This is a genomic window from Micromonospora sp. WMMD754 (genome assembly GCF_049315235.1).
Lineage (GTDB): Bacteria > Actinomycetota > Actinomycetes > Mycobacteriales > Micromonosporaceae > Micromonospora > Micromonospora sediminicola.
This window is the reverse complement of sequence record NZ_CP186058.1, coordinates 1,637,437-1,657,548: the sequence shown is the minus strand read 5'-3', so window position 1 is coordinate 1,657,548 and position 20,112 is coordinate 1,637,437. Positions and strand designations below refer to the sequence as shown.

Genomic DNA, 20,112 nt, shown 5'->3' with positions numbered 1-20,112 from the left:
GGCTGTCCCCTCACATCCGGAAGACGCCGAAACCGTCGGCGCCCTTCACCGGTCCGTTGTGGATCGCCGACAGGCAGAGCCCGAGGACGGTACGGGTGTCCCGGGGGTCGATCACCCCGTCGTCGTAGAGCCGGCCGGAGAGGAACAGCGCCCCGGACTGCGACTCGATCTGCTGCTCGACCATCATCCGCATGGCGGTGTCGGTGTCCTCGTCGTACTCGCGGCCCCGGGCGGCGGCGGCCTGCCGGGCCACGATCGACAGCACGCCGGCGAGCTGCGCCGGTCCCATCACCGCCGACTTCGCGTTCGGCCAGGTGAACAGGAACCTCGGCTCGTACGCCCGGCCGCACATGCCGTAGTTGCCGGCGCCGTAGGAGGCACCCAGGTTGACCGTCAGGTGCGGCACCGTCGAGTTCGACACCGCGTTGATCATCAGGGCGCCGTGCTTGATGATGCCGCGCTGCTCGTACTCGGTGCCGACCATGTAGCCGGTGGTGTTCTGGAGGAAGACCAGCGGGGTGTCGGCCGCGTTGGCGAGCTGGATGAACTGGGCCGCCTTCTGCGCCTCGGCGCTGAACAGCACGCCCCGGGCGTTCGCCAGCACGCCGACCGGCCAGCCGTGCAGCTCACCCCAGCCGGTGACCAGCGCGGTGCCGTAGCCGGGCTTGAACTCGTCGAACGCGCTGTCGTCGAGCACCCGGGCCAGCACCTCGCGCGGGTCGAACGGCACCTTCAGGTCGGCGCTGGCGATGCCGAGCAGCTCCTCCGGGTCGTACCGGGGTGGCAGCGGGTGGGGGGTGCGCGGCGGCGGGCCGTGCTTGCGCCAGTTGAGCCGGCGGACGCACTGCCGGGCCAGGCGGATGCCGTCCCGCTCGTCCTCGGCGAGGAAGTCGGCCAGGCCGGACGTGGTGGCGTGCATCGTCGCGCCACCCAGCGACTCGTCGTCGGTGACCTCGCCGGTGGCCATCTTCACCAGCGGCGGCCCGGCCAGGTAGACCTGCGACCGGTCCCGGATCATGATGGTGAAGTCCGACATGCCCGGCACGTACGCGCCGCCGGCGGTCGCATTGCCGAACACCACGCTGACCGTGGGGATCTTCGCCGCGGAGAGCCGGGTCAGGTCGCGGAACACCCGCCCGCCGGGAATGAAGATCTCCGCCTGGGTGGGCAGGTCGGCGCCGGCGGACTCGACCAGGTTCACCATCGGCAGCCGGTTGGCCAGCGCGATCTCGCCCGCCCGCCGCGTCTTCGCCAGCGACCACGGGTTGATCGCGCCGCCGCGTACGGTCGGGTCGTTCGCCACGATCAGGCACTCCACGCCCTCGACCACGCCGATGCCGGTCACGGTGCTGGCGCCGACCGGGAAGTCGGTGCCGTACGCGGCCACCGGCGACAGCTCCAGGAACGGGCTGTCCGGGTCGAGCAGCAGCTCGATCCGCTCCCGGGGGAGCAGCTTGCCGCGCCCGTGGTGGCGGGTCACGTACTTCTCGCCGCCACCGGCCCGGGCCTGGTCGAGCGCGGTCTCCAGTTCGGCTAGGCGTTCCCGCAGCGCCTCCCGGTTGGCGGTGAAGGCCGGCGCGGATGTGTCGATCGTGCTCTGCAGGACAGTCACAGGCCCATGCCCTTCGCGATGATCTCATTCATGATCTCGGTGGTGCCGCCGCCGATGCCGAGGATGCGGGCGTCCCGGTAGTGCCGCTCCACCTCGGCGTCGCGCAGGTAGCCGAAGCCGCCGTGCAGTTGCAGCGCGGCGTCGACCACCTGGTCGCAGGCGGCCACCGCCACGTTCTTCGCCATCGCCACCTCGGTCACCACCGGTTGTCCGGCGGCCACCCGCTCGGCCACCTCGTGCACGTACGCCCGGGCCGCCTCGGCGCGGGTGTGCATCTCGGCCAGCCGGTGCCGGACGAGCTGCCGCCCGGCGAGCGGGCGGCCGAACGTGGAGCGGTCCCGGCACCACCGCACGGCCAGGTCGACGCAGCGTTGCGCGGTCGCGTACGCCTGGGTGGCCAGCGAGAGCCGCTCGGTGGCGAACTGCTGCATGATGGCGAGGAAGCCGGTGTCCTCCGGGCCGATCCGGTTCGCCACCGGCACCCGCACGTCGACGAAGGACAACTCGGCGGTGTCCGAGCAGTGCCAGCCGAGCTTCTCCAGCCGCCGACCCACGGCGAACCCGGGCGAGCCCTTGTCGATCACGAGCAGGTTCAGCGAGCCCGACCCGGGGAAGTCGGTGCAGACCGCGGTGGTCACGAAGTCCGCCCTGATCCCGCTGGTGATGTAGGTCTTCGCGCCGTTCACCACGTAGTGGCCGCCGTCCCGGACCGCGCAGGTGCGGATGCCGGCGACGTCCGAACCGCCGTCCGGCTCGGTGATCGCCAGCGCGCCGATCATGGTCCCGGCCAGGGTGGGCCGCACGTACCTCTCGATCAGATGCTGCGGACCGCCGGCGCCCGAGCCGGCGGTGTCGCCGCAGGCGGCGACGATGTGCGGGAGCGCGATGCCGTGGGTGAACAGGGCGGCGATCAGCCCGGACGAACCGCCCGAGCGGATGATCTCCTCGGTGACCACGATCGAGTCGAGCAGGTCGCCGCCGCTGCCGCCGACCGACTCGGGGAAGCCGATGCCCAGCAGCCCGATCTTCGCGGCGGTCTCGTGCAGCGACCGGGGCACCTCGCCGGCCCGCTCCCACCCGGCCAGGTGGGGCAGCACCTCGCGGGTGACGAAGGAACGGGTCAGCTCGCGCAGTTGGCGGCGCTCGGGGGTGTCCACGATGGTCACGCCGACACCTCCGCCGGCAGGTCGACCACCCGGGAGCGCAGCAGCTCGCCGAGCGCCTTGGCCTGCGGGTCGAACCGGGTGGAGGCGGCCACGCCCTGGCCGAGCAGCCCCCGGATCACGAAGTTGACCGCGCGCAGGTTCGGCAGCTCGTACCGCTCGACGGTCAGCGGCGCGGTCTCCGGCAACAGCTCGGACAGCCGCTCCACGGTGAGCCAGCCGCGCAGCCAGGCCCAGGTCGTGTCCGTCCGGGCCCAGACGCCGAGGTTGGCGTCGCCACCCTTGTCCCCCGACCGCGCCCCCACCAGCTCACCCAGCGGCCCCCGCCGGGTGGCGTGCAAGGAAGGGCCCCTTGTTAACGCCTCGTGTTGTACAGGGGCCCCCTGCAAACCGCTCGTCACGGTCGGCGGCGGGACCGGCACGCGCTCGCCGGAGGGAAGCACCGCGACGTGCTCCACCGCGTCCTGCGCGATGGTGTCGGCGGTGAACACCCCGTACGGCGTGGCGTCGCCGGGCAGTGTGGTCAGCGTGCAGCCCGGATAGGAGGCCAGCGCCAGTTCCACCGCCGCCGCCGAGAACGCCCGCCCGGCCCGCGACCTGTCGCCGTCGCGCAGGTGGACGTGCAGCAGCGCGCTCGCCGCCTCGGTGTCGCCGACGTCCGGGTGGTCGGTGCGGGCCAGCGTGAACTCCAGCCCCTCGGTGCCGACCGACTCCTCGATCTGGCTGCGGACCAGGGCCGCCTTGGCCGGCACGTCCAGCCCGCACAGGACGAACGTCATCGAGTTGCGGAAACCGCCGAGGTTGTTGACGCCCACCTTCAGCGTGTCCGGCGGCGGTGTGCCGCGCACCCCAGTGACGCGTACCCGGTCCGGGCCCTCCCGGTCCAGCCGCACCGTGTCCAACCGGGTCACCACGTCCGGCCCGAGGTAGTCCGGCCCGCCCACCTCGTAGAGCAGCTGCGCGGTGACCGTCTCGACGGTGACCGCGCCACCGGTGCCCGGGTGCTTGGTGAGCACGCACGAGCCGTCCGGGTGCAGCTCGGCGATCGGGAAGCCGGGGCGCCGCCCGCCGTCCGGCAGCTCGGTGAAGAAACTGAAGTTGCCGCCGGTGACCTGCGCGCCGCACTCGATCAGGTGCCCGGCCACGGTCGCCCCGGCCAGCGCGTCGAGGTCGTCCCGGCCCCACCCGAAGCGGGCGATGGCCGGGCCGACCGCCAGCGAGGCGTCGGTGACCCGCCCGGTCACCACCACGTCCGCGCCTGCGTCGAGGCAGGCCGCGATCCCGAACGCGCCGAGGTACGCGTTCGCGGTCAGCGCGTCCGGCCGCTGGATCGCGTCGCCCTCGACGTACCCGACCCGCACCTGGAGGCCGAGCCGGTCGCCGAGCGACCGGATCGCGTCGGCCAGCCCCGCCGGGTTGAGGCCGCCCGCGTTGGTGACCAGCGTGACTCCTCGCTCCAGCGCGGTGCCGAGCACGCCCTCCGCCTGGCGCAGGAACGTCTTGGCGTAGCCGAGCGACGGGTCGCGCATCCGGTCCCGGCCGAGGATCAACATGGTCAGCTCGGCCAGGTAGTCACCGGTCAGCACGTCCAGCTCGCCGCCGTCGAGCATCTCGCGCCAGGCGTCGAACCGGTCGCCGTAGAACCCGGACGCGTTCCCGACCCGCAGCACGCTCATGAGGGCGTTCCGCTCGCCGGCTCCCGCTTGTCGCCGGGCGGGCCGGCGAAGGCCTGGGCCACGTCCAGCCACTCGTCGGCCACCGGCCCGGTCGCGACCAGGGCCAGGTCGGCGCGGTGCCGGCGCTGGGTGACCAGCAGGCAGAAGTCGAGCGCCGGCCCGGTCACCCGGTCGGCCGCGTCCGCCGGCCCGAAGACCCACGGCTCACCGCCCGCGGGCGAGGTCAGCTCGACCCGCACCGGCGCCGTGGGCACCGCGCGGCCGTGGGCCGCGAAGCCGTGCCCGAGGGTACGGAAGCCGAGATGCGCGACGTGCCGCAGCCGCGCGGTCGGGGTACGTCGGACGTCGAGCGCGTCGGCCACGTCCTCGCCGTGCGCCCACGTCTCCATGAGCCGGGCGGTGGCCATCGAGGCGGGTGACATGCTCGTGCCGTACCAGGGCATCTTCTGCCCGGGCGGGACCGCGGCGAGCGCGTCGGCGAGCGCCGAGCGGCCGGCCCGCCAGCGGGCCAGCAGCGCCGGTGGCGGGGCGAGGAAGGACTCGGCGCCGTCCTCGACCAGACGGGACGGGTCCGGCGCGGAGGTGACCGAGGCGAAGAACGCCGACTCGTCGGTGGCGGCCAGATGAGCCACGTGGTCGGTCCAGGCGAGGTGCGCGACCTGATGGGCGACGGTCCAGCCGGGGGCCGGTGTCGGCCGGTCCCAGCCCGCCGGCGGCAGTTCCGCGACGAGCGCGTCGAGCTGCTCGGACTCGGCGGCCAGATCCGCGAGCAGTGCTGTCAGGTCGACCATGGTGCCTCCGGGCGGGACGGGCCGTCAGGGGATCAGTGCCGCTCGCCCTCCGCGGTGAGCAGCACGGCGAGCTGGCGCTTCCAGGCGTGCAGCAGGGTGGTGCGGCGGGTCGAGTCGTCGCTGAGCAGGTTGGCCACGCCGAGGCCGCGGAGCAGGTCGAGCGTGGTCTGGACCGATTCGCGGACGCCGGGGCGGCGCTCGTCCACGCCGAGCAGCTCGACGGTGAGCCGGTGCATCTCGCGGCCGATCCGGGCCTCCAGCGGGACCAGCGCGTCGCGCAGCTCGGCGTCGGTGCGGGCGGCCACCCACAGCTCCAGCGCGGCGACGAAGAGCGGGCCGGTGAAGGCGGCGGCGAGCAGGTCGACCACCCCGTCGAGCCGGCGCGGGCCGGCCGGCAGGGCCTCCGCCTCGGTGCGCAGCTCGACCGCCCGACGCTCGGTCAGGTGGGCGACGGCGGCGGTGACCAACGCCGCCTTGGTCGGGTAGTGGTGCAGCTGGGCGCCCCGGGAGACGCCCGCGCGGGCCGCCACCACCGTCGTGGTGGTGCCGGACCAGCCGTGCTCCACCAGGCACTCGACGGTCGCCTCCAGCAGTCGGGCCTGGGTGGCGCGGCTGCGGTCCTGCTGAGGGACGCGGGTCGATGCGGCGGGCACGGGGACAGCCTGCCGCCCTCGAAACAAACAGTCAAGCCTGACTTTTTTGAAAGGAAGGGCCCCTTGTTAACGCCTCCGGTAGAGGAAGGGCCCCTTGTTAACGGTCAGCGGCCGTCGCGGGGCCCGAAGACGGCGAGGGCGTCGGCGTCGGAGTGGCGGGAGCGGACGTACTCGTCGGCCCACGCCGCCGCGTCGGGAAAGGTGGACCCGGCGGCGATCCGGGCGCACGCGGCGTCCACGTCGAAGGGCGTCCGGCGCAGCTGCACGCCGGGGCCGAGCAGGGCCCACCAGGCGCCCGCGCCCCCGTACGGCATCCCGACGCTGCCCGGGTTCACCACCAGGCGGCGGTCGACCAGCCGCGCGAACGGCATGTGGGTGTGCCCGCAGACCACGGTGGTGGCCTCGGCGGGGAGGCCGGCGAAGACCTCGGCCCAGCGGTCGAGGCGGGAGTCGACGAGCACCATCTCCTCGTCGTCGCGGGGCGTCGCGTGGCAGAACAGCACCTCACCCAGGCCGGCGACCGGCAGCGTGACGCGCTGCGGCAGCGCGGCCAGCCGGGCCACCTGGTCGTCGCGGAGCTGGGCGGCGGCCCAGTTGGAGACGTCGTACGGGGCTGGACGGCCGGCATGGGCCGCCACCAGGTCACGTTCACCGTTGCCGCCCACCCAGCACGCCCGGTCACCGAGCGCGGCGAGCCGATCCAGCACCTCGACCGGCTGCGGGCCGTCGGCGATGTCGCCGGTGAGCACGATCAGGTCGGCGCTGGCCACGTCCGGCTCGGCCAGGACGGCCTCCAGCGCCGGCAGCACGCCGTGGATGTCGGAGAGGACGGCGACACGTTCACGCATCGCCCCAGCCTGGCCGCCGACCGCCGGGCCGTCCAGGAATTCTGCGCCGGGCAGAGACGGCGCCGGCCCGGACCGCGCGAGGCGGGCCGGGCCGGGAAAGCCGGTGCGGAGGTCAGACGCGCGCGCGGCGGGCCAGGCGCTCCGGGTCGAGGATGATGATGCTCTTGCCGTCCAGGCGCAGCCAACCGCGCGAGGCGAAGTCGGCGAGCGCCTTGTTGACGGTCTCCCGGGAGGCGCCGACGAGCTGGGCGATCTCCTCCTGGGTGAGGTCGTGGGTCACCCGCAGCACGCCGCCGTCCCGGGTGCCGAAACGGCCGGCCATCTGGAGCAGGTTCTTGGCGACCCGGCCCGGCACGTCGGTGAAGATCAGGTCGGCCAGCGAGTCGTTGGTCCGGCGCAGCCGGCGGGCCAGCACGCGCAGCAGCTGCTCGGCGATCTCGGGCCGGTTGTTGAGCCAGGGGCGCAGGGCCTGCTTGCGCAGCCGCACCAGCCGGGTGTCGGTGACCGCCGTGGCCGTCGCCGTACGCGGGCCCGGGTCGAAGAGCGACAGCTCGCCCACCATGTCCGACGGGCCCATCACGGCGATCAGGTTCTGCCGGCCGTCCGCGGCGCGGCGACCCACCTTGATCTTGCCGGACAGAAGGATGTAGAGACTGTCTCCGGGCTCGCCCTCGTTGAAGACGACCTCGCCCTTGCGGACCTCGATCGTCTCCATCTCCTTGGCGAGCGCCTCGGCAGCCTCCGGGTCCACACCCTGGAAGATCCCGCTGCGGGCCAGTACCTCGTCCATCGCGCACCTCCGCCTGCGCGTGCCGTCCGTCGGCCGGGTCCGCCGTCCGCTGATCCCTCGCGCGCCGCCAGTCTAGGCGCACATGAGCAGGAATCAGAGGTGCACCCCTGGAATCTTGATCGTTGGGCGTAACCTGCCCGACCTGGTGAGCGGCTAGGATCCCGCCTCCGGCCCGGGCCGGCGCCACCCGTTCCCACCTGCGATCGTAGGGTGACCGGCGTGCTCTGTGCGCCGATCCTGACCACCCGGTCCGAAACCGGCTGGGACATCCCGCTCCTGGTCTGGCGGTCCGAGGCGCCGCTGCTGGCGGTCGGCTCCGCCCCGCTGGGCGGGGGGATCGGCGTCCGCCGGTGGGTGGTGAACGCGACCGTGCCGATGTCGTACGACCGGGACGACCCCGCCGCCCACCTGGCCGAGATGGCCCGCGACCTCGACCTGGACGGGCCCGGCGTCGGGCTGCTCACCGGGGTGGACGTGACCGAGGTGGTGCACCGCGCGGACAGCGGCGTCCGGGTCTGGGCCACCGTCGGCCTGGGCACCCCGGTGTGGGCCGCCGCGCCCGCGCCCGCGCCGCCCGCCCAACGCGTCGGCACGGTCAACATCGTCGTGCACGTGCCGGCCCGGCTCGGCGAGGCCGCCCTGGTCAACGCGGTGGCCACGGCCACCGAGGCGAAGGCGCAGGCGATCTGGGAGCTGGGCCTGCCGGCCACCGGCACCCCCACCGACGCGGTCACCGTGCTCTGCCCCGCCGACGGCGACCCGGCCCCGTACGGCGGGCCCCGCTCGACCTGGGGCGGCCCGCTGGCCCGGGCCGTGCACGCCGCCGTCCGGGCGGGCGGCGCCGGCACCGTGGTGCCCTGGTCCGACCGGCGGGGGGTCTGACGTGCCACGACGGGTAATCCGACCGATCGGCCCTCGTCGGAGCGATCCCGGGACGGTAGCGTCGCCGACGATGTACGCTTCCGCCCGCTCTGCGCCCTGGTCCCGCCGCGCCGCCGCTCCCGGCCCGCGTCCCGCCGTCCCCGGTCGACGCCTCGCCGGGCTCGCCGCGCTCCTCGCCGTCCTCCTGGTCGCCGGCTGCTCGACCTCCGGCGGGGACGACCCGCGGTGGCAGACCGGGCAGGGCGGGGGGACCCCCGGCTCGGCCGCTCCCGCGACGGCCGACCAGCCGGCCGCGGACGGTGCGGCCGACCGGACGATCTCGCTGACCGCCACCGGCGACGTGATCATGGGTAACGCGCCGAACCGGCTGCCCCCCAACGGCGGCAAGGGCTTCTTCGACGACGTGAAGTCGGCGCTCAAGGGCGACCTGGTGATGGGCAACCTGGAGGAGCCGCTCACCGACGACACGGGTGCCGGCAAGTGCGGCCCGAACCCGAAGAACTGCTACCAGTTCCGGGCGCCCCCCGGCTATGCGGCGCACCTGCGCTCGGCCGGGTTCCAGCTGCTCAACCAGGCCAACAACCACGGCAACGACTACGGCCAGCAGGGCTACGAGAACACCCAGTCGGCGCTGGAGGCGCACGGGCTCAAGCACACCGGGGCGCCGGGCGAGATCACCGTGGTGGACGTCAAGGGCGTCAAGGTCGCGGTGGTCGGCTTCTCGTCGTACCCCTGGTCGAACAGCCTGATCGACATCGACGCCGCCAAGCAGGTGATCGAGTTGGCCAAGGAGCAGGCCCAGCTCGTGGTGGTCCAGGTGCACATGGGCGCCGAGGGCGCCGACCGCGCCCGGGTGAAGCCGGGCACCGAGACGTACGTCGGCGAGAACCGCGGCGACCCGATGCGCTTCTCCCGCGCGGTCATCGACGCCGGCGCGGACCTGGTGATCGGGCACGGGCCGCACGTGCTGCGGGGCATGGAGTTCTACAAGGGCCGGCTGATCGCCTACAGCCTGGGCAACTTCGCCGGCGGCGGGAAGTCGCTGAACAGCGCCGGCCGGCTCGGCTGGGGCGGCGTGCTCAAGGTGTCGCTCACCGCCGAGGGCCGCTTCGTCGGCGGCACCTTCACCTCGACCGCGATGAACGGCGTCGGCAAGCCGTCGGTCGACCGGCAGGACCGTGGCCTCGGCCTGGTCCGCGAGGTGACCGCGGCCGACTTCCCGGACACCGGTGCGAAGCTCGACCCGAGCGGCAAGATCAGCGCGTCGGCGGGTGGCTGAGCGCACGCCGCCCGCGTGGACCCGCCGGAGCGTCGGCCCCGCGACGTAGGCTGGCCGGCGTGACCACGCGCTCTCCCGAGACCGACCTCGGTCGTACGCGTCGCGCCCGCCGCATCGGTCGGGTGCTGACCGAGACCCACCCCGACGCGCACTGTGAACTCGACCACTCCAACGCGCTGGAGTTGGCCGTCGCCACGATCCTCTCCGCCCAGTGCACCGACAAGAAGGTCAACGAGGTCACGCCGAAGCTGTTCGCCCGCTACCGCACCGCCGCCGACTACGCCGGGGCGGACCGGGGCGAGCTGGAGGAGCTGATCCGGCCCACCGGGTTCTACCGCAACAAGACCAGCTCCCTGATCAACCTGGGCCGCGCGCTCTGCGAGCGCTACGACGGCGAGGTGCCGGGCAAGCTGGCCGACCTGGTGACGCTGCCCGGGATCGGGCGCAAGACCGCGAACGTGATCCTCGGCAACGCCTTCGACGTCCCCGGCATCACCGTCGACACCCACTTCCAGCGGCTGGTGCAACGGTGGCAGCTGACCAGCGAGACCGACCCGGTCAAGATCGAGCACGCGATCGGCGGGCTCTACCCGAAGCGCGACTGGACGATGCTGTCGCACCGGATCATCTTCCACGGCCGTCGGGTCTGCCACGCCCGCAAGCCCGCCTGCGGCGCGTGCACGCTGGCGAAGCTCTGCCCGGCCTATGGCACCGGGCCGACCGAGCCGGCGGCCGCGGCCAAGCTGTTGAAGGGCCCCCGCGCGCGGGACCTGGCGGTCGCCGTCGGCCTCGACCCCGACCTGGTGCCGCAGCAGGCGGCCGCGGCGGACGTGCCGTGACGCGCCGGCTCGCCTACCTGCTCGTCCCGCTGCTGCTCGCGGCGGCCGGCTGCACCGCCACGGCCGAGGAGCCGGCCGGCCCGGCGCCGGCCACCCGGGCCGAGCGTCCGTCGCCGTTCGCCGACTGCGCCCCGCTGACCGTCACGCCCGCGTCGGCCGCCCCGGCCCCGGCCGGCGCCGCCGGCGCCGAGCTGCCCGACCTGACCCTCAACTGCTTCACCGGCGGCGCGCCGGTGCGGGTGCGGGACGTCAAGGGCCCGGCGGTGATCAACGTGTGGGCGTCCTGGTGCGCCCCGTGCCGCAAGGAGCTGCCCGCCTTCCAACGGCTCAGCGAGCGGGCCGACGGGCGGTTCCAGGTGATCGGCGTGAACAGCCGGGACAGCCGGGGCGGCGCGCAGTCCATCGGCGAGGACTTCGGCGTCGGTTTCCCGATGCTCGTCGACCAGGGTGACGCATTCCAACGCTCGCTCGAACGCAACGCGTTCCCGCTGACCGTCCTGGTCGACGCCGACGGTCGGATCCGGCACGTCGACGCGACCGGCGCGTTGGACGACGACCGGCTCGCGAAGCTGGTCCGCACCCATCTCGGGGTGACGGTGTGACCCGGAGGCCGCCCGCGTGGTTCGACCCGCTGCTGGGCCGGCTGGGCACCGCCCGGGCGGAGGACTTCACCCGGATCGTCACCCCGGACAGCGGCGGCCGGGAGAGCGCCGTGCTGGTGCTGCTCGGCGAGGAACCCGACGCCGGGCCGGACGTGCTGGTCCTCCAGCGCGCCGCGACGCTGCGCAACCACGCCGGGCAGCCCGCCTTCCCCGGCGGCGCCGCCGACCCGGAGGACGCCGACGCCCGCGCCACCGCGCTGCGCGAGGCGAACGAGGAGGTCGGCCTCGACCCCGGCAGCGTCACCGTGCTGGCCGAGCTGCCCCGGCTCTGGATCCCGGTCAGCGACTTCGTGGTCACCCCGGTGCTCGCCTGGTGGCACGAGCCGCACCCGGTGCACCCGCGCGAGCCGGCCGAGGTCGCGCACGTCGCCCGGCTCCCGGTCGCCGAGCTGGTCGACCCGGACAACCGCATGCGGGTACGCCATCCCAGCGGCTGGATCGGCCCCGCCTTCTCGGTGCGCGGCATGCTGGTCTGGGGCTTCACCGCCGGTGTGATCGACACGTTGTTGCAGATGGGCGGTTGGGCCCGGCCGTGGCCGCGCAGCCGGGTGGTGGAGTTGCCGCCGGTGGGCGCCACCCCCGCCCCGTCGGCCGGCACCGACGCGGTGGACGAGACCCGGGTGCGCTGATCACCCGGGCGCACCCTCAGGTCACGTTCAGCGAGCGCTGAGCCTCCCGTGGGCCCGGTGCCCGTACCCTTGGGGCGTGTCCGCCGTGGATCTCGTCCTGCTCCTGCTCATGCTCGTGTTCGCGATCAGCGGATACCGCCAGGGCTTCGTCATCGGGGCCCTGTCGTTCTCCGGGTTCTTCCTGGGCGCGCTGCTCGGCCTCCAGATCGGCCCGCTGATCGCCCAGCAGTTCGCGGCGAGCGGCACCCGGGTCCTGATCTCCCTGGTGGCGATCTTCGGGCTCGCCGTGCTGGGGCAGGCGCTGGCCGGCTGGCTCGGCTCCAACCTGCGCGCGGCCATCACCGGGCCGGCCGGGAAGAAGATCGACGACGTCGGCGGCGCGTTCATCTCCGTCATCGCGGTCATGCTGGTGGCCTGGCTCGTCGCGGTGCCGCTGGGCTCCTCCTCGGTGCCCTGGCTGGCCGCCTCGGTCAAGAACAGCGCGCTGCTCACCGTCGTCGACCGGGTGCTGCCCGACCAGGCGCAGGAACTGTCCACGGCGCTGCGCGACACGGTCGACACCAACGGCTTCCCCGACGTGTTCAACGGGCTGGACCGCACCACGGCCCGGCAGGTGTCCCCACCCGACCCGGCGCTGGCCAACTCCCAGGTGGTGCAGAACAGCAAGCGGTCCGTGGTCAAGGTGCTCGGCTCCGCGCCGAGCTGCTCGCGCCGGATCGAGGGTTCCGGCTTCGTCTACGCCGACGACCGGGTGATGACCAACGCGCACGTGGTGGCCGGCACCCGTTCGGTGGCGGTGGAGTTGCGCGGCGAGCGGTACGACGGCGAGGTGGTCGTCTACGACCCGAACCGCGACCTGGCCGTGCTCTACGTGCCCGGCCTGCCCGGGCCGTCGCTGCGCTTCGCCGCGGGTGAGGCGGGCAGCGGGGCGGACGCGATCGTGCTCGGCTTCCCGCTCGACGGCCCGTACGACGCCCGCCCGGCCCGGGTCCGCGACGTCGACCGGATCACCGGGCCGGACATCTACTCCGCCGGTGACGTGACCCGGGAGATCTACACCATCCGGGCGCTGGTGCGCAGCGGCAACTCCGGCGGACCGCTGGTCTCGTCGAACGGGCTGGTGCTCGGGGTGATCTTCGCGGCGGCCGCGGACGACCCGAACACCGGTTTCGCGGTGACCGCGGCCGAGGCGCGGTCGGTGGCGTTGGCGGGCGCGGAGCGTACCCGGGGAGTGGGCACCGGCGACTGCACCTGAGCCGGCCGACGGCGGCCGGGCGGCGCGGGGTTCAGCCCCCGGCCGGCGCGCCGGCCGGCGCCACGTCGTCGCCCGACCGGTTCAGCGGCAGTTTCGCGCGCCCCCAGGTCAGCGTGCGGTCGAGCACCGCGCGCGCCATGATCGCCACGCAGGTCCCGCCGTTGAGGAACGAGGCCACCACGTCGCTGGGGTGGTGCATGCCCCGGTACATCCGGGTCAACGCCACCCCCACCGGCACCAGCACCAGCAGCGCCCACCAGGTGACCTTGGCCGGGGTGCTGCGCGCCCGCAGCGCCAGCAGCACCGCGAGGCCGACGTAGAGCGCGGTCGCGGCGGACGTGTGCCCGGACGGGAAGCTGGACGTCGGCGGGGACGCGTCCATGTGCTCGACGGCCGGGCGGTTCCGGTCGATGACCATGGTGGTGAAGAGGAAGATCAACGCCTGGGCGATCACCGCCGCGCAGAGGAAGAGCGGCTCCCGCCAGCGGTGCAGCACCAACCGCAGCACCAGCGCGGCCAGCACGGTCACCACGACGATCATCTGGGTGCTGGCCAACGTGCTGAAGACCAGCGACACGTCGTTCCAGCCCCCCGTCCGGTCGGCCGCCAGCTCGCGGTTGACCGCGTCCTCCACGGTGAACGGCCAGGTGTGCGCGAGGACCCGGGTGACCAGGAGTCCCAACCCCACCATGAGAGCGAACAGCAGCGCCAGCGGCAGCAGGACCCGCCGGGTGACCCGGACCACGACATCGGACATGGGCCGCCATCTACCCAGATCCGCGCCGGACTACGCCCGTGGGTCGTCCGGCCCCGGTTCGGCCAGCTCCGGCTCGATCCCCTCGCGCAGCGGACGCGTGGTCCGCCGGCCGGTCGAGGTCCGCCACGTGGCGAAGGCGGCCGCCGTGGCGGCCACCACGGCCACCCCGAGCACCCAGCCGCCCACCACGTCGCTGGTCCAGTGCACGCCCAACGCGATCCGGCTCAGCCCGGTGACCACCATGACCAGCGCGGCAGCCGTCCACAGCGCGACCCGACCGGTCCGGCTGTCCCGGGCGAACGGCAGGAACACCAGCAGCAACACCCCGGCCGCCAGCGCCGCGTTCAACGCGTGACCGGACGGGAAGGAGTAGCCCGCCGCGCGCGCCACCGGATCCAGCAGCTCCGGCCGGTCCCGCCCGACCAGCAGCTTCAGCAACGCGCCGAGCAGCCCACCGACCAGCATGGTGGCGACCACCCACACGGCCAGCCGGGGCGCGCCGCGACGCAGCAGCCACACCACCACCACCGCGGCGGCCACCCGCAACGGCCCCGGCCCCAGCGCGTGGGTCCACACGGTCATCACGTGGACCCAGGCCGGATGGTCCACCGCGTAGCCGTGGAACGTGTCGGTGATCGACGCGTCCAGTCGGAGCAGCGGCGGCCAGGCACCCAGCACCAGCAGCGCGAGCAGGGCGAACGGCACGAGCACCAGGAAGGCCGCGGTGGCGGCCAGGGTGAGCCGGAGACCCAGCGAGTGGTCGGGGTCGAGGCGGCGGGCCCGCCAGGACCGCTCCCGCATGGACGTCGGACCGGTGGTGTTCATGCGCCGTTCACTACCCAGGGCACGGCCTGATCAGACCGGCCGCGCCGGTCAGCGGCGGCTCTGCCGGAACCGGCGCACCATCAGCGCGGTGCCGGTGACCAGGGCGACGAACAACGCCAGCCCGGTCCACAACCGCTCCGGCGCGGAGTCGTCGGCCTGCCCGGCCGGGCGGGCCGACCACCCGGACTGCTGCGTACGGCCGAGCGGATCGCCGCCCTGCCCCGCGCCCGCCGCCCGGCTGTCCCGGCCCTCGCCGGGCGCCGGCCCGAAGCCCACCACACCCGGGGAGGCGTTGTCGTCGAGCGGGTTGCGCCCCACCGGCGACACGTCGGCGGTGAGCGCGGCCACCGGATCCACCATGCCGAAGCCGAACCGGTCGTCCCGCCCGGTCGGGCCGAGATCCCGGGCGGTGCTGATCAGCCGGTTCACCACGTCCCCGGCCGGCATCCGCGGATAGCGGGCCCGGACCAGGGCAGCCGTCGCGGCGACCAGCGGCGCGGCGAAGCTCGTCCCCTGCACCCGCCAGTAGCCGCCCTGCTGCCGCGCGCCGTAGAGGGCGGTGGCCGGGGCGCTGAGGATGGTCTCGCGGCCGGTGACCGAGCCGGACCAGAGGTTCTCGCTGTTGCGGTCCAGCCCGGTCACCGCCAGCACGCCCGGCTCCCGGGCCGGGTACCAGACCTTGGTGCTGGTCGACGTGGCCAGGTTGCCGGTGCAGGCGACCACCACCACGTCGCGCGCGAACGCGTAGTCGAGCGCCGCGGCCAGGGCCGGGCTGTCACCGCTGCCGCCGAGCGACAGGTTGATCACGCGGGCGCCGTTGTCCACCGCCCACCGCACGGCCTTCGCGATGACCAGTGCGTCGTCGTACCGGTTCTCCGCGTCCAGCACGCGGACCGGGAGGATCCGGGCGTCCGGCGCCAGCCCCACCACGCCCCGGTCGTCGTCGGCCCGCCCGGCGATCAGCCCGGCCACCGTGGTGCCGTGCCCGACCGGGTCCGGCCCGCCCGCGCCGTCCGGGTCGACCAGGTCGAGGCCGGGCAGCACCTGCCCGGCCAGGTCCGGATGCGCACCGTCCACACCGGAGTCGATCACCGCGACCACCACGCCGCGACCGGTCGAGGTGCGCCAGGCGGTCTTCGCCCGCAACTCCGCCAACTGCCACTGCTCGTCGCGGACCTGGTCGGTGCGGACCGCCGCGTCGGGCGCCCGGGCCGGCAGCGGACGGGCGACGGGGACAGCCGCTGTCGCGTGCGCCGGTGGCGCGAGCGGGCCGCCCGCGACGACCAGCGCCGACACCGCGGCGAGCAGTGCCCGTCCGGTGAGACGCCGGGATGGCACGCCGGGAGCTCCCTGCCGTTCCCTGGTCACATTCCCCAGCCATTCCGTCGCGTCCGACACATGCTGCTCGGAGATTACCGGTTGTCCCGACCGTCACGGGGCAACTCCGCACGCCCGGTCACCCGGGCGGAAGATGGGCCAACTGCACCAGACGTACGCCCTCACGGCGGGTGACCAGACGGGCCCGTCCCGGGGGCAGCGGGCCGGCCTTCACCTGACCGACGAGCGGCCCCTCCTCCGGGCCCCCCGACATCACCAGCCCGGCCGTGGACAGCTCCCGCAGCCGCTGGATGACCGGCTCGTACGACGTCCGGCCGGCGCCACCCGAGCGCCGCGCCAGCACCAGGTGCAGCCCGACGTCCCGGGCGTGCGGGAGGTGCTCCTCCAACGCGCGCAACGGGTTGCTCGGCCCGCCGGCCACCAGGTCGTAGTCGTCCACCAGCACGAACAGCTCCGGCCCCGTCCACCAGGACCGGGCGCGCAGCTCGGCCGGCGTCACCCCGGGACCGGGCTGCCGCCCCTGCAGGTAGCCGGCCGCCGATTCGATCAGCTCGGTGGTGTGCGGCGCGGCCGTGCCGTACCCGATCAGGTGCGGCGTGTCGATCGTGCCCATCAGGCTGCGCCGGTAGTCCACCAGGATCACCCGGGCCTGCTCCGGGGTGAACCGGCGGACGATCGAGGTGGCCAACGCGCGCAGGAACGAGGACTTGCCGCACTCGGCGTCGCCGAACACCACGAAGTTGGGTTCGGTGGCGAAGTCGAGCACCACCGGGGACAGGTCCGCCTCGGCCACCCCCACCGGGAACGCCAGCCCGGTGGTCGAGGTCTGGTCCAGCTCGGCGTACGGCAGCACCGGCGGGAGCAGCCGCACCCGGGGCGCCACCGGACCGGCCCAGGCGCCGGCGACCGCCTTGACCAGGTCGCCGGTCTCGGCGCCCAGGGTGGTGGCCCGCGGTTCGGCGGTGAGGAAGTGCAGTCCGCCGGCGGTGATCCCGCGCCCCGGCCGCTCCTCCGGCACGGTCGCCGCCAGCGCCCGCTTGACCACCGCCGAGTCGGCCGGATCACCGAGGCGCAGCTCCAGCCGGGAGCCGAACAGGTCGCGGATCGCCGGCCGGAAGTCCGACCAGCGCAGCGCGGTCGCCACCACGTGCACCCCGTACGCGAGGCCGCGCGTGGCCAGCTCGGTGACCAGCGGCTCCAGGTCCTCGTACTCGCCGCGCAGGGTGTTCCAGCCGTCGACCACCAGGAACACGTCCCCGAACGGGTCGGCGCCGCCCGGCCCGCCCGCGGCCCGTCGCCGACGCCAGGCCGCCATCGACTCCACCCCCGACTCGGTGAAGCGCCGCTCCCGCTCGACGAGCACGTTGACGACCTCGCCGACGGTCCGGCGGACCGCGGTGCCGTCGGTGCGCCCGCTCACCCCGCCGACGTGCGGCAGGTCGCGCAGCGCGCCGAGCGTCCCCCCGCCGAGGTCGAGGCAGTAGACCTGCACCTCGGCCGGCGTGTGGGTGAGGGCGAGCGCGCAGACCAGCGTGCGCAGCAGGCTGGACCGGCCGCTGCGGGTGGTGCCGACCACCCCGACGTGCCCGGCCGCGCCGTCGAGGGCCAGCCAGAAGAGGTCCCGCCGCTGCTCGAACGGCTTGTCCACCACGGCCACCGGCACCTGCAACGCGCCGTGCAGCTCCGGATTGGCCACGGTCAGCCCGCGCACCGGGTCGCTCCCGATCGCGCCGAGCAGCTCGTCGAGCGTCGGCGAGGCGTCCAGCGGGGGGAGCCACACCTGGTGCGCCGGCGGGCCCTGCCCGGCCAGCCGGTCCACCAGCAGGTCGAGCAGGGTCCCGCCGGTCTCCTCCTCGACCGGGAGGGCCGCCGGCGCGGCCGGCTCGGGCACCGGGACCAGGTGGCTGGAGAAGGCGAGCACGCGGGGGCTCCCGGCGCCGGCCGTACCCGCCGGGCCGGGGCGGCGGCGGACCGTCCCGGAGACGTACGCGGCCTTGAACCGGACCAGCGGGTCGGTGCCGGAGCGCAGGTAGCCGTGGCCCGGGGTGCGGGGCAGCTCGTGCGCGTCCGGCACGCCGAGCACGGTCCGGGACTCCAGCGCGGAGAACGTGCGCAAACCGATCCGGTAGGACAGGTGGGTGTCCAGCCCGCGCAGCCGGCCCTCCTCCAGCCGTTGGCTGGCCAGCAGCAGGTGCACCCCGAGCGACCGGCCGAGCCGCCCGATCTGCACGAACAGGTCGATGAAGTCGGGCTTGGCGGAGAGCAGCTCGGAGAACTCGTCGCAGATCAGCAGCAGCGACGGCAGCGGGGCCAGCGGGGTGCCGGCCGCCCGGGCCCGCTCGTAGTCGCGCACGCTGGCGAAGTTGCCCGCCCGGCGCAGCAGCTCCTGTCGGCGCATCAGCTCCCCGTTGATCGCGTCCACCATCCGGTCGACCAGGGGCAGCGCGTCGGCCAGGTTGGTGATCACGGCGGCGGTGTGCGGCAGCCGCTCGAACGGCGCGAACGTGGCGCCGCCCTTGAAATCGACGAGCACGAAGTTGAGCTGCTCCGAGCTGTGCGTGGCGGCCAGGCCGAGCACGAGCGTGCGGAGCAGCTCCGACTTGCCCGAGCCGGTGGCGCCGATCAGCAGGCCGTGCGGCCCCATCCCGTCCTGCGCCGACTCCTTCAGGTCGAGGTCGATCGCCCCGCCGTCGGCACCCACCCCGATCGGCACCCGCAGCCGGTCCCGCGCGGCCCGGGGCGCCCACCCCTGCTCGGCGGTGAAGCCCTCGGGGTCGCCGAGGCCGAGCAGCTCGGGCAGGCCCGGCTCGGCGCCGGGCGGCGCGTCCGGCCCGCGTACGGTGCCGGCCAGCCGCAGCGGCGCGAGTCGCCGGGCCACCGCCTCGGCGTCGGCGGCCGGCAGCGCGTCGGCGGCGCCGACCTCGGCGTGCCCTTCCGCGGAGTGCGAGTGCAGCCGGCCGTCGACCAGGTCGAGCAGCAGCGCGTAGCGGTCGAGCAGCCGTGGGGGCGGGGTGTCCAGGTCGAGCACGGTGACCGCGTCGATGCCGCCGTCGCCGGCCAGGTCGGCGGCGCCGGTCAGGTCGCCGCCGTCGAGCACCACGACCACGTGCGGCCCGTCGGTGGCCGGGCCGTGCGGGCTGAACCGGGACCGGCTGCCGAGCACGTCGGCGAGGAGCCGTTCCAGGTCGGCGGCGGAGCTGGTGACCAGGCGCACCGCGCCCAGGGCGTCGGTACGCGTCGGGTGGTGGGCGTGCGGCAGCCACTTCACCCACTCCCACCGGTCCCGGCGCTCCGGCCCGGCACAGACCGCGACCAGCAGCTCGTCCGGGGCGTGGAAGACCGCGAGCTGGGTGAGCACCGCCCGGGCCAGGGCCTGCGCGGCGGGCGAGCCGGCGCCGCGTACCGGACCCGCCGGACCGCGCACGAAGACCCGGGCGAAGCTGCGCAGCGACAGCGCCACCGGCAGGTCCGGCACCACCGAGTACGCGTCCAGGAAGCGCCGCAGCGCCCCGGCGGTCATCGGCTCCAACTCCTCCAGCGGCCGGGTGACCGGCGGAACCAGTGGCGTGGCCAGCGTCTGCGGCCCGACACCGACCCGGACCACGGCGAAGTCGGGGTCGGCCGGCCGGCGTTCCCAGACCCGGTGGCTGTCCACCGTGGACCAGAGCCGGCCCGGCTCGGGATGGCGGTAGGAGAGCCCGGCCCGCTGGGCGCCGGCGGTCTCCCGGACCCGGCGGCGCAGCGTGGCCAGGTGGCGCAGGTATTCCCGGCGGGCGGCCATCAGCTCGGACTTCTTCGGGCCGGCGCTGCCCCAGGTGGTCACCAGCATGGCCAGCGAGGAGAGCCCGAACATGCCGCCCACCGCGTACGAGTAGGCCCCGCCGCCCCGGCCGAACATCATCGCCATGGCCACCGTCCCGCCGAGCATCGGCAACACCATCAACGCCTGCTGCCAGCGCCCCCCGGTCGCCACCGGGATCTCCGGCGGCGCCTCGACGGGCAGCTCGCCGACCGGGATCTCCGGGGCCGGGCGGCGCGGCGGCCGCTTGATGACGACAGTGGACAACGATCCTCCCATGGCTCTCGGTAACCCGAGCCTGGCTCATAGTAGGT

17 protein-coding genes are annotated in these 20,112 nt (G+C 74.5%); 6 read left to right on the top strand and 11 right to left on the bottom strand.

Annotated features, from left to right (window positions below):
• Positions 1-10: 10 nt before the first annotated feature.
• The 7 genes from ACN27B_RS07855 to ACN27B_RS07825 all read right to left on the bottom strand — a co-directional run bounded on the left by ACN27B_RS07855 (position 11) and on the right by ACN27B_RS07825 (position 7,533).
• A complete protein-coding gene (locus tag ACN27B_RS07855; RefSeq protein ID WP_099163362.1) occupies positions 11-1,612 on the bottom strand; it encodes an acyl-CoA carboxylase subunit beta in 1,602 nt (533 codons plus the stop codon).
• Positions 1,609-2,778: an acyl-CoA dehydrogenase family protein gene (locus tag ACN27B_RS07850; RefSeq protein WP_422744152.1), complete on the bottom strand. Its 1,170-nt coding sequence runs from the start codon at positions 2,776-2,778 to the stop codon at positions 1,609-1,611. The genes ACN27B_RS07855 and ACN27B_RS07850 overlap by 4 nt, the downstream gene beginning before the upstream one ends.
• The gene (locus ACN27B_RS07845) at positions 2,775-4,451 is read right to left on the bottom strand and encodes an acyclic terpene utilization AtuA family protein (RefSeq protein WP_422744150.1); all 1,677 of its coding nucleotides are present in this window, start codon (positions 4,449-4,451) and stop codon (positions 2,775-2,777) included. The genes ACN27B_RS07850 and ACN27B_RS07845 overlap by 4 nt, the downstream gene beginning before the upstream one ends.
• Positions 4,448-5,242 carry a TIGR03084 family metal-binding protein gene (locus tag ACN27B_RS07840; RefSeq protein ID WP_422744148.1) on the bottom strand — a complete coding sequence of 265 codons (795 nt, stop codon included), beginning with the start codon at positions 5,240-5,242 and terminating at the stop codon, positions 4,448-4,450. The genes ACN27B_RS07845 and ACN27B_RS07840 overlap by 4 nt, the downstream gene beginning before the upstream one ends.
• 32 nt (positions 5,243-5,274) lie before the next feature.
• A complete protein-coding gene (locus tag ACN27B_RS07835; protein ID WP_099163366.1) occupies positions 5,275-5,895 on the bottom strand; it encodes a TetR/AcrR family transcriptional regulator in 621 nt (206 codons plus the stop codon).
• A gap of 104 nt (positions 5,896-5,999) precedes the next feature.
• The gene (locus tag ACN27B_RS07830; RefSeq protein WP_099163367.1) at positions 6,000-6,743 is read right to left on the bottom strand and encodes a metallophosphoesterase family protein; all 744 of its coding nucleotides are present in this window, start codon (positions 6,741-6,743) and stop codon (positions 6,000-6,002) included.
• 112 nt (positions 6,744-6,855) lie between these two features.
• Positions 6,856-7,533, bottom strand: coding sequence for a Crp/Fnr family transcriptional regulator (locus ACN27B_RS07825; protein WP_007073398.1), 678 nt, complete (start codon positions 7,531-7,533; stop codon positions 6,856-6,858).
• Positions 7,534-7,752: 219 nt separating this feature from the next.
• Between ACN27B_RS07825 and ACN27B_RS07820 the strand changes: the two genes are divergently transcribed.
• From ACN27B_RS07820 to ACN27B_RS07795, 6 genes are all read left to right on the top strand, one after another.
• The gene (locus ACN27B_RS07820; RefSeq protein ID WP_099164884.1) at positions 7,753-8,415 is read left to right on the top strand and encodes an adenosylcobinamide amidohydrolase; all 663 of its coding nucleotides are present in this window, start codon (positions 7,753-7,755) and stop codon (positions 8,413-8,415) included.
• A gap of 70 nt (positions 8,416-8,485) precedes the next feature.
• Positions 8,486-9,694: a CapA family protein gene (locus ACN27B_RS07815; RefSeq protein WP_422744144.1), complete on the top strand. Its 1,209-nt coding sequence runs from the start codon at positions 8,486-8,488 to the stop codon at positions 9,692-9,694.
• A 59-nt stretch (positions 9,695-9,753) separates the two neighbouring features.
• Positions 9,754-10,533 carry an endonuclease III gene (nth, locus tag ACN27B_RS07810; protein WP_422744142.1) on the top strand — a complete coding sequence of 260 codons (780 nt, stop codon included), beginning with the start codon at positions 9,754-9,756 and terminating at the stop codon, positions 10,531-10,533.
• On the top strand, positions 10,530-11,135 hold the full coding sequence (locus ACN27B_RS07805; protein ID WP_422744140.1) for a TlpA family protein disulfide reductase: 606 nt from the start codon (positions 10,530-10,532) through the stop codon (positions 11,133-11,135). The genes nth and ACN27B_RS07805 overlap by 4 nt, the downstream gene beginning before the upstream one ends.
• The gene (locus tag ACN27B_RS07800) at positions 11,132-11,824 is read left to right on the top strand and encodes an NUDIX hydrolase (protein WP_422744138.1); all 693 of its coding nucleotides are present in this window, start codon (positions 11,132-11,134) and stop codon (positions 11,822-11,824) included. The genes ACN27B_RS07805 and ACN27B_RS07800 overlap by 4 nt, the downstream gene beginning before the upstream one ends.
• A gap of 76 nt (positions 11,825-11,900) precedes the next feature.
• A complete protein-coding gene (locus ACN27B_RS07795) occupies positions 11,901-13,079 on the top strand; it encodes a MarP family serine protease (RefSeq protein ID WP_098748020.1) in 1,179 nt (392 codons plus the stop codon).
• A 31-nt stretch (positions 13,080-13,110) separates the two neighbouring features.
• Here the strand turns inward: ACN27B_RS07795 and ACN27B_RS07790 are convergent, their stop codons facing one another.
• From ACN27B_RS07790 to eccCa, 4 genes are all read right to left on the bottom strand, one after another.
• On the bottom strand, positions 13,111-13,836 hold the full coding sequence (locus ACN27B_RS07790; RefSeq protein ID WP_422744135.1) for a phosphatase PAP2 family protein: 726 nt from the start codon (positions 13,834-13,836) through the stop codon (positions 13,111-13,113).
• A gap of 30 nt (positions 13,837-13,866) precedes the next feature.
• Positions 13,867-14,661, bottom strand: a complete 795-nt coding sequence (locus ACN27B_RS07785) for a phosphatase PAP2 family protein (RefSeq protein ID WP_099163372.1) — start codon at positions 14,659-14,661, stop codon at positions 13,867-13,869.
• A gap of 48 nt (positions 14,662-14,709) precedes the next feature.
• On the bottom strand, positions 14,710-16,029 hold the full coding sequence (gene mycP, locus ACN27B_RS07780; protein WP_172967894.1) for a type VII secretion-associated serine protease mycosin: 1,320 nt from the start codon (positions 16,027-16,029) through the stop codon (positions 14,710-14,712).
• A gap of 88 nt (positions 16,030-16,117) precedes the next feature.
• Positions 16,118-20,065, bottom strand: coding sequence for a type VII secretion protein EccCa (gene eccCa, locus ACN27B_RS07775; protein ID WP_422744132.1), 3,948 nt, complete (start codon positions 20,063-20,065; stop codon positions 16,118-16,120).
• Between the last annotated feature and the right edge of the window lie 47 nt (positions 20,066-20,112).

Excerpts from the sequence above, each read along its gene's own strand:
- ACN27B_RS07845 (WP_422744150.1), bottom strand. The coding sequence starts at position 4,451 with ATGAGCGTGCTGCGGGTCGGGAACGCGTCCGGGTTCTACGGCGACCGG.
- ACN27B_RS07840 (WP_422744148.1), bottom strand. The coding sequence starts at position 5,242 with ATGGTCGACCTGACAGCACTGCTCGCGGATCTGGCCGCCGAGTCCGAG.
- ACN27B_RS07830 (WP_099163367.1), bottom strand. The coding sequence starts at position 6,743 with ATGCGTGAACGTGTCGCCGTCCTCTCCGACATCCACGGCGTGCTGCCG.
- ACN27B_RS07825 (WP_007073398.1), bottom strand. The coding sequence starts at position 7,533 with ATGGACGAGGTACTGGCCCGCAGCGGGATCTTCCAGGGTGTGGACCCG.
- ACN27B_RS07815 (WP_422744144.1), top strand. The coding sequence starts at position 8,486 with ATGTACGCTTCCGCCCGCTCTGCGCCCTGGTCCCGCCGCGCCGCCGCT.
- ACN27B_RS07790 (WP_422744135.1), bottom strand. The coding sequence starts at position 13,836 with ATGTCCGATGTCGTGGTCCGGGTCACCCGGCGGGTCCTGCTGCCGCTG.
- ACN27B_RS07785 (WP_099163372.1), bottom strand. The coding sequence starts at position 14,661 with ATGAACACCACCGGTCCGACGTCCATGCGGGAGCGGTCCTGGCGGGCC.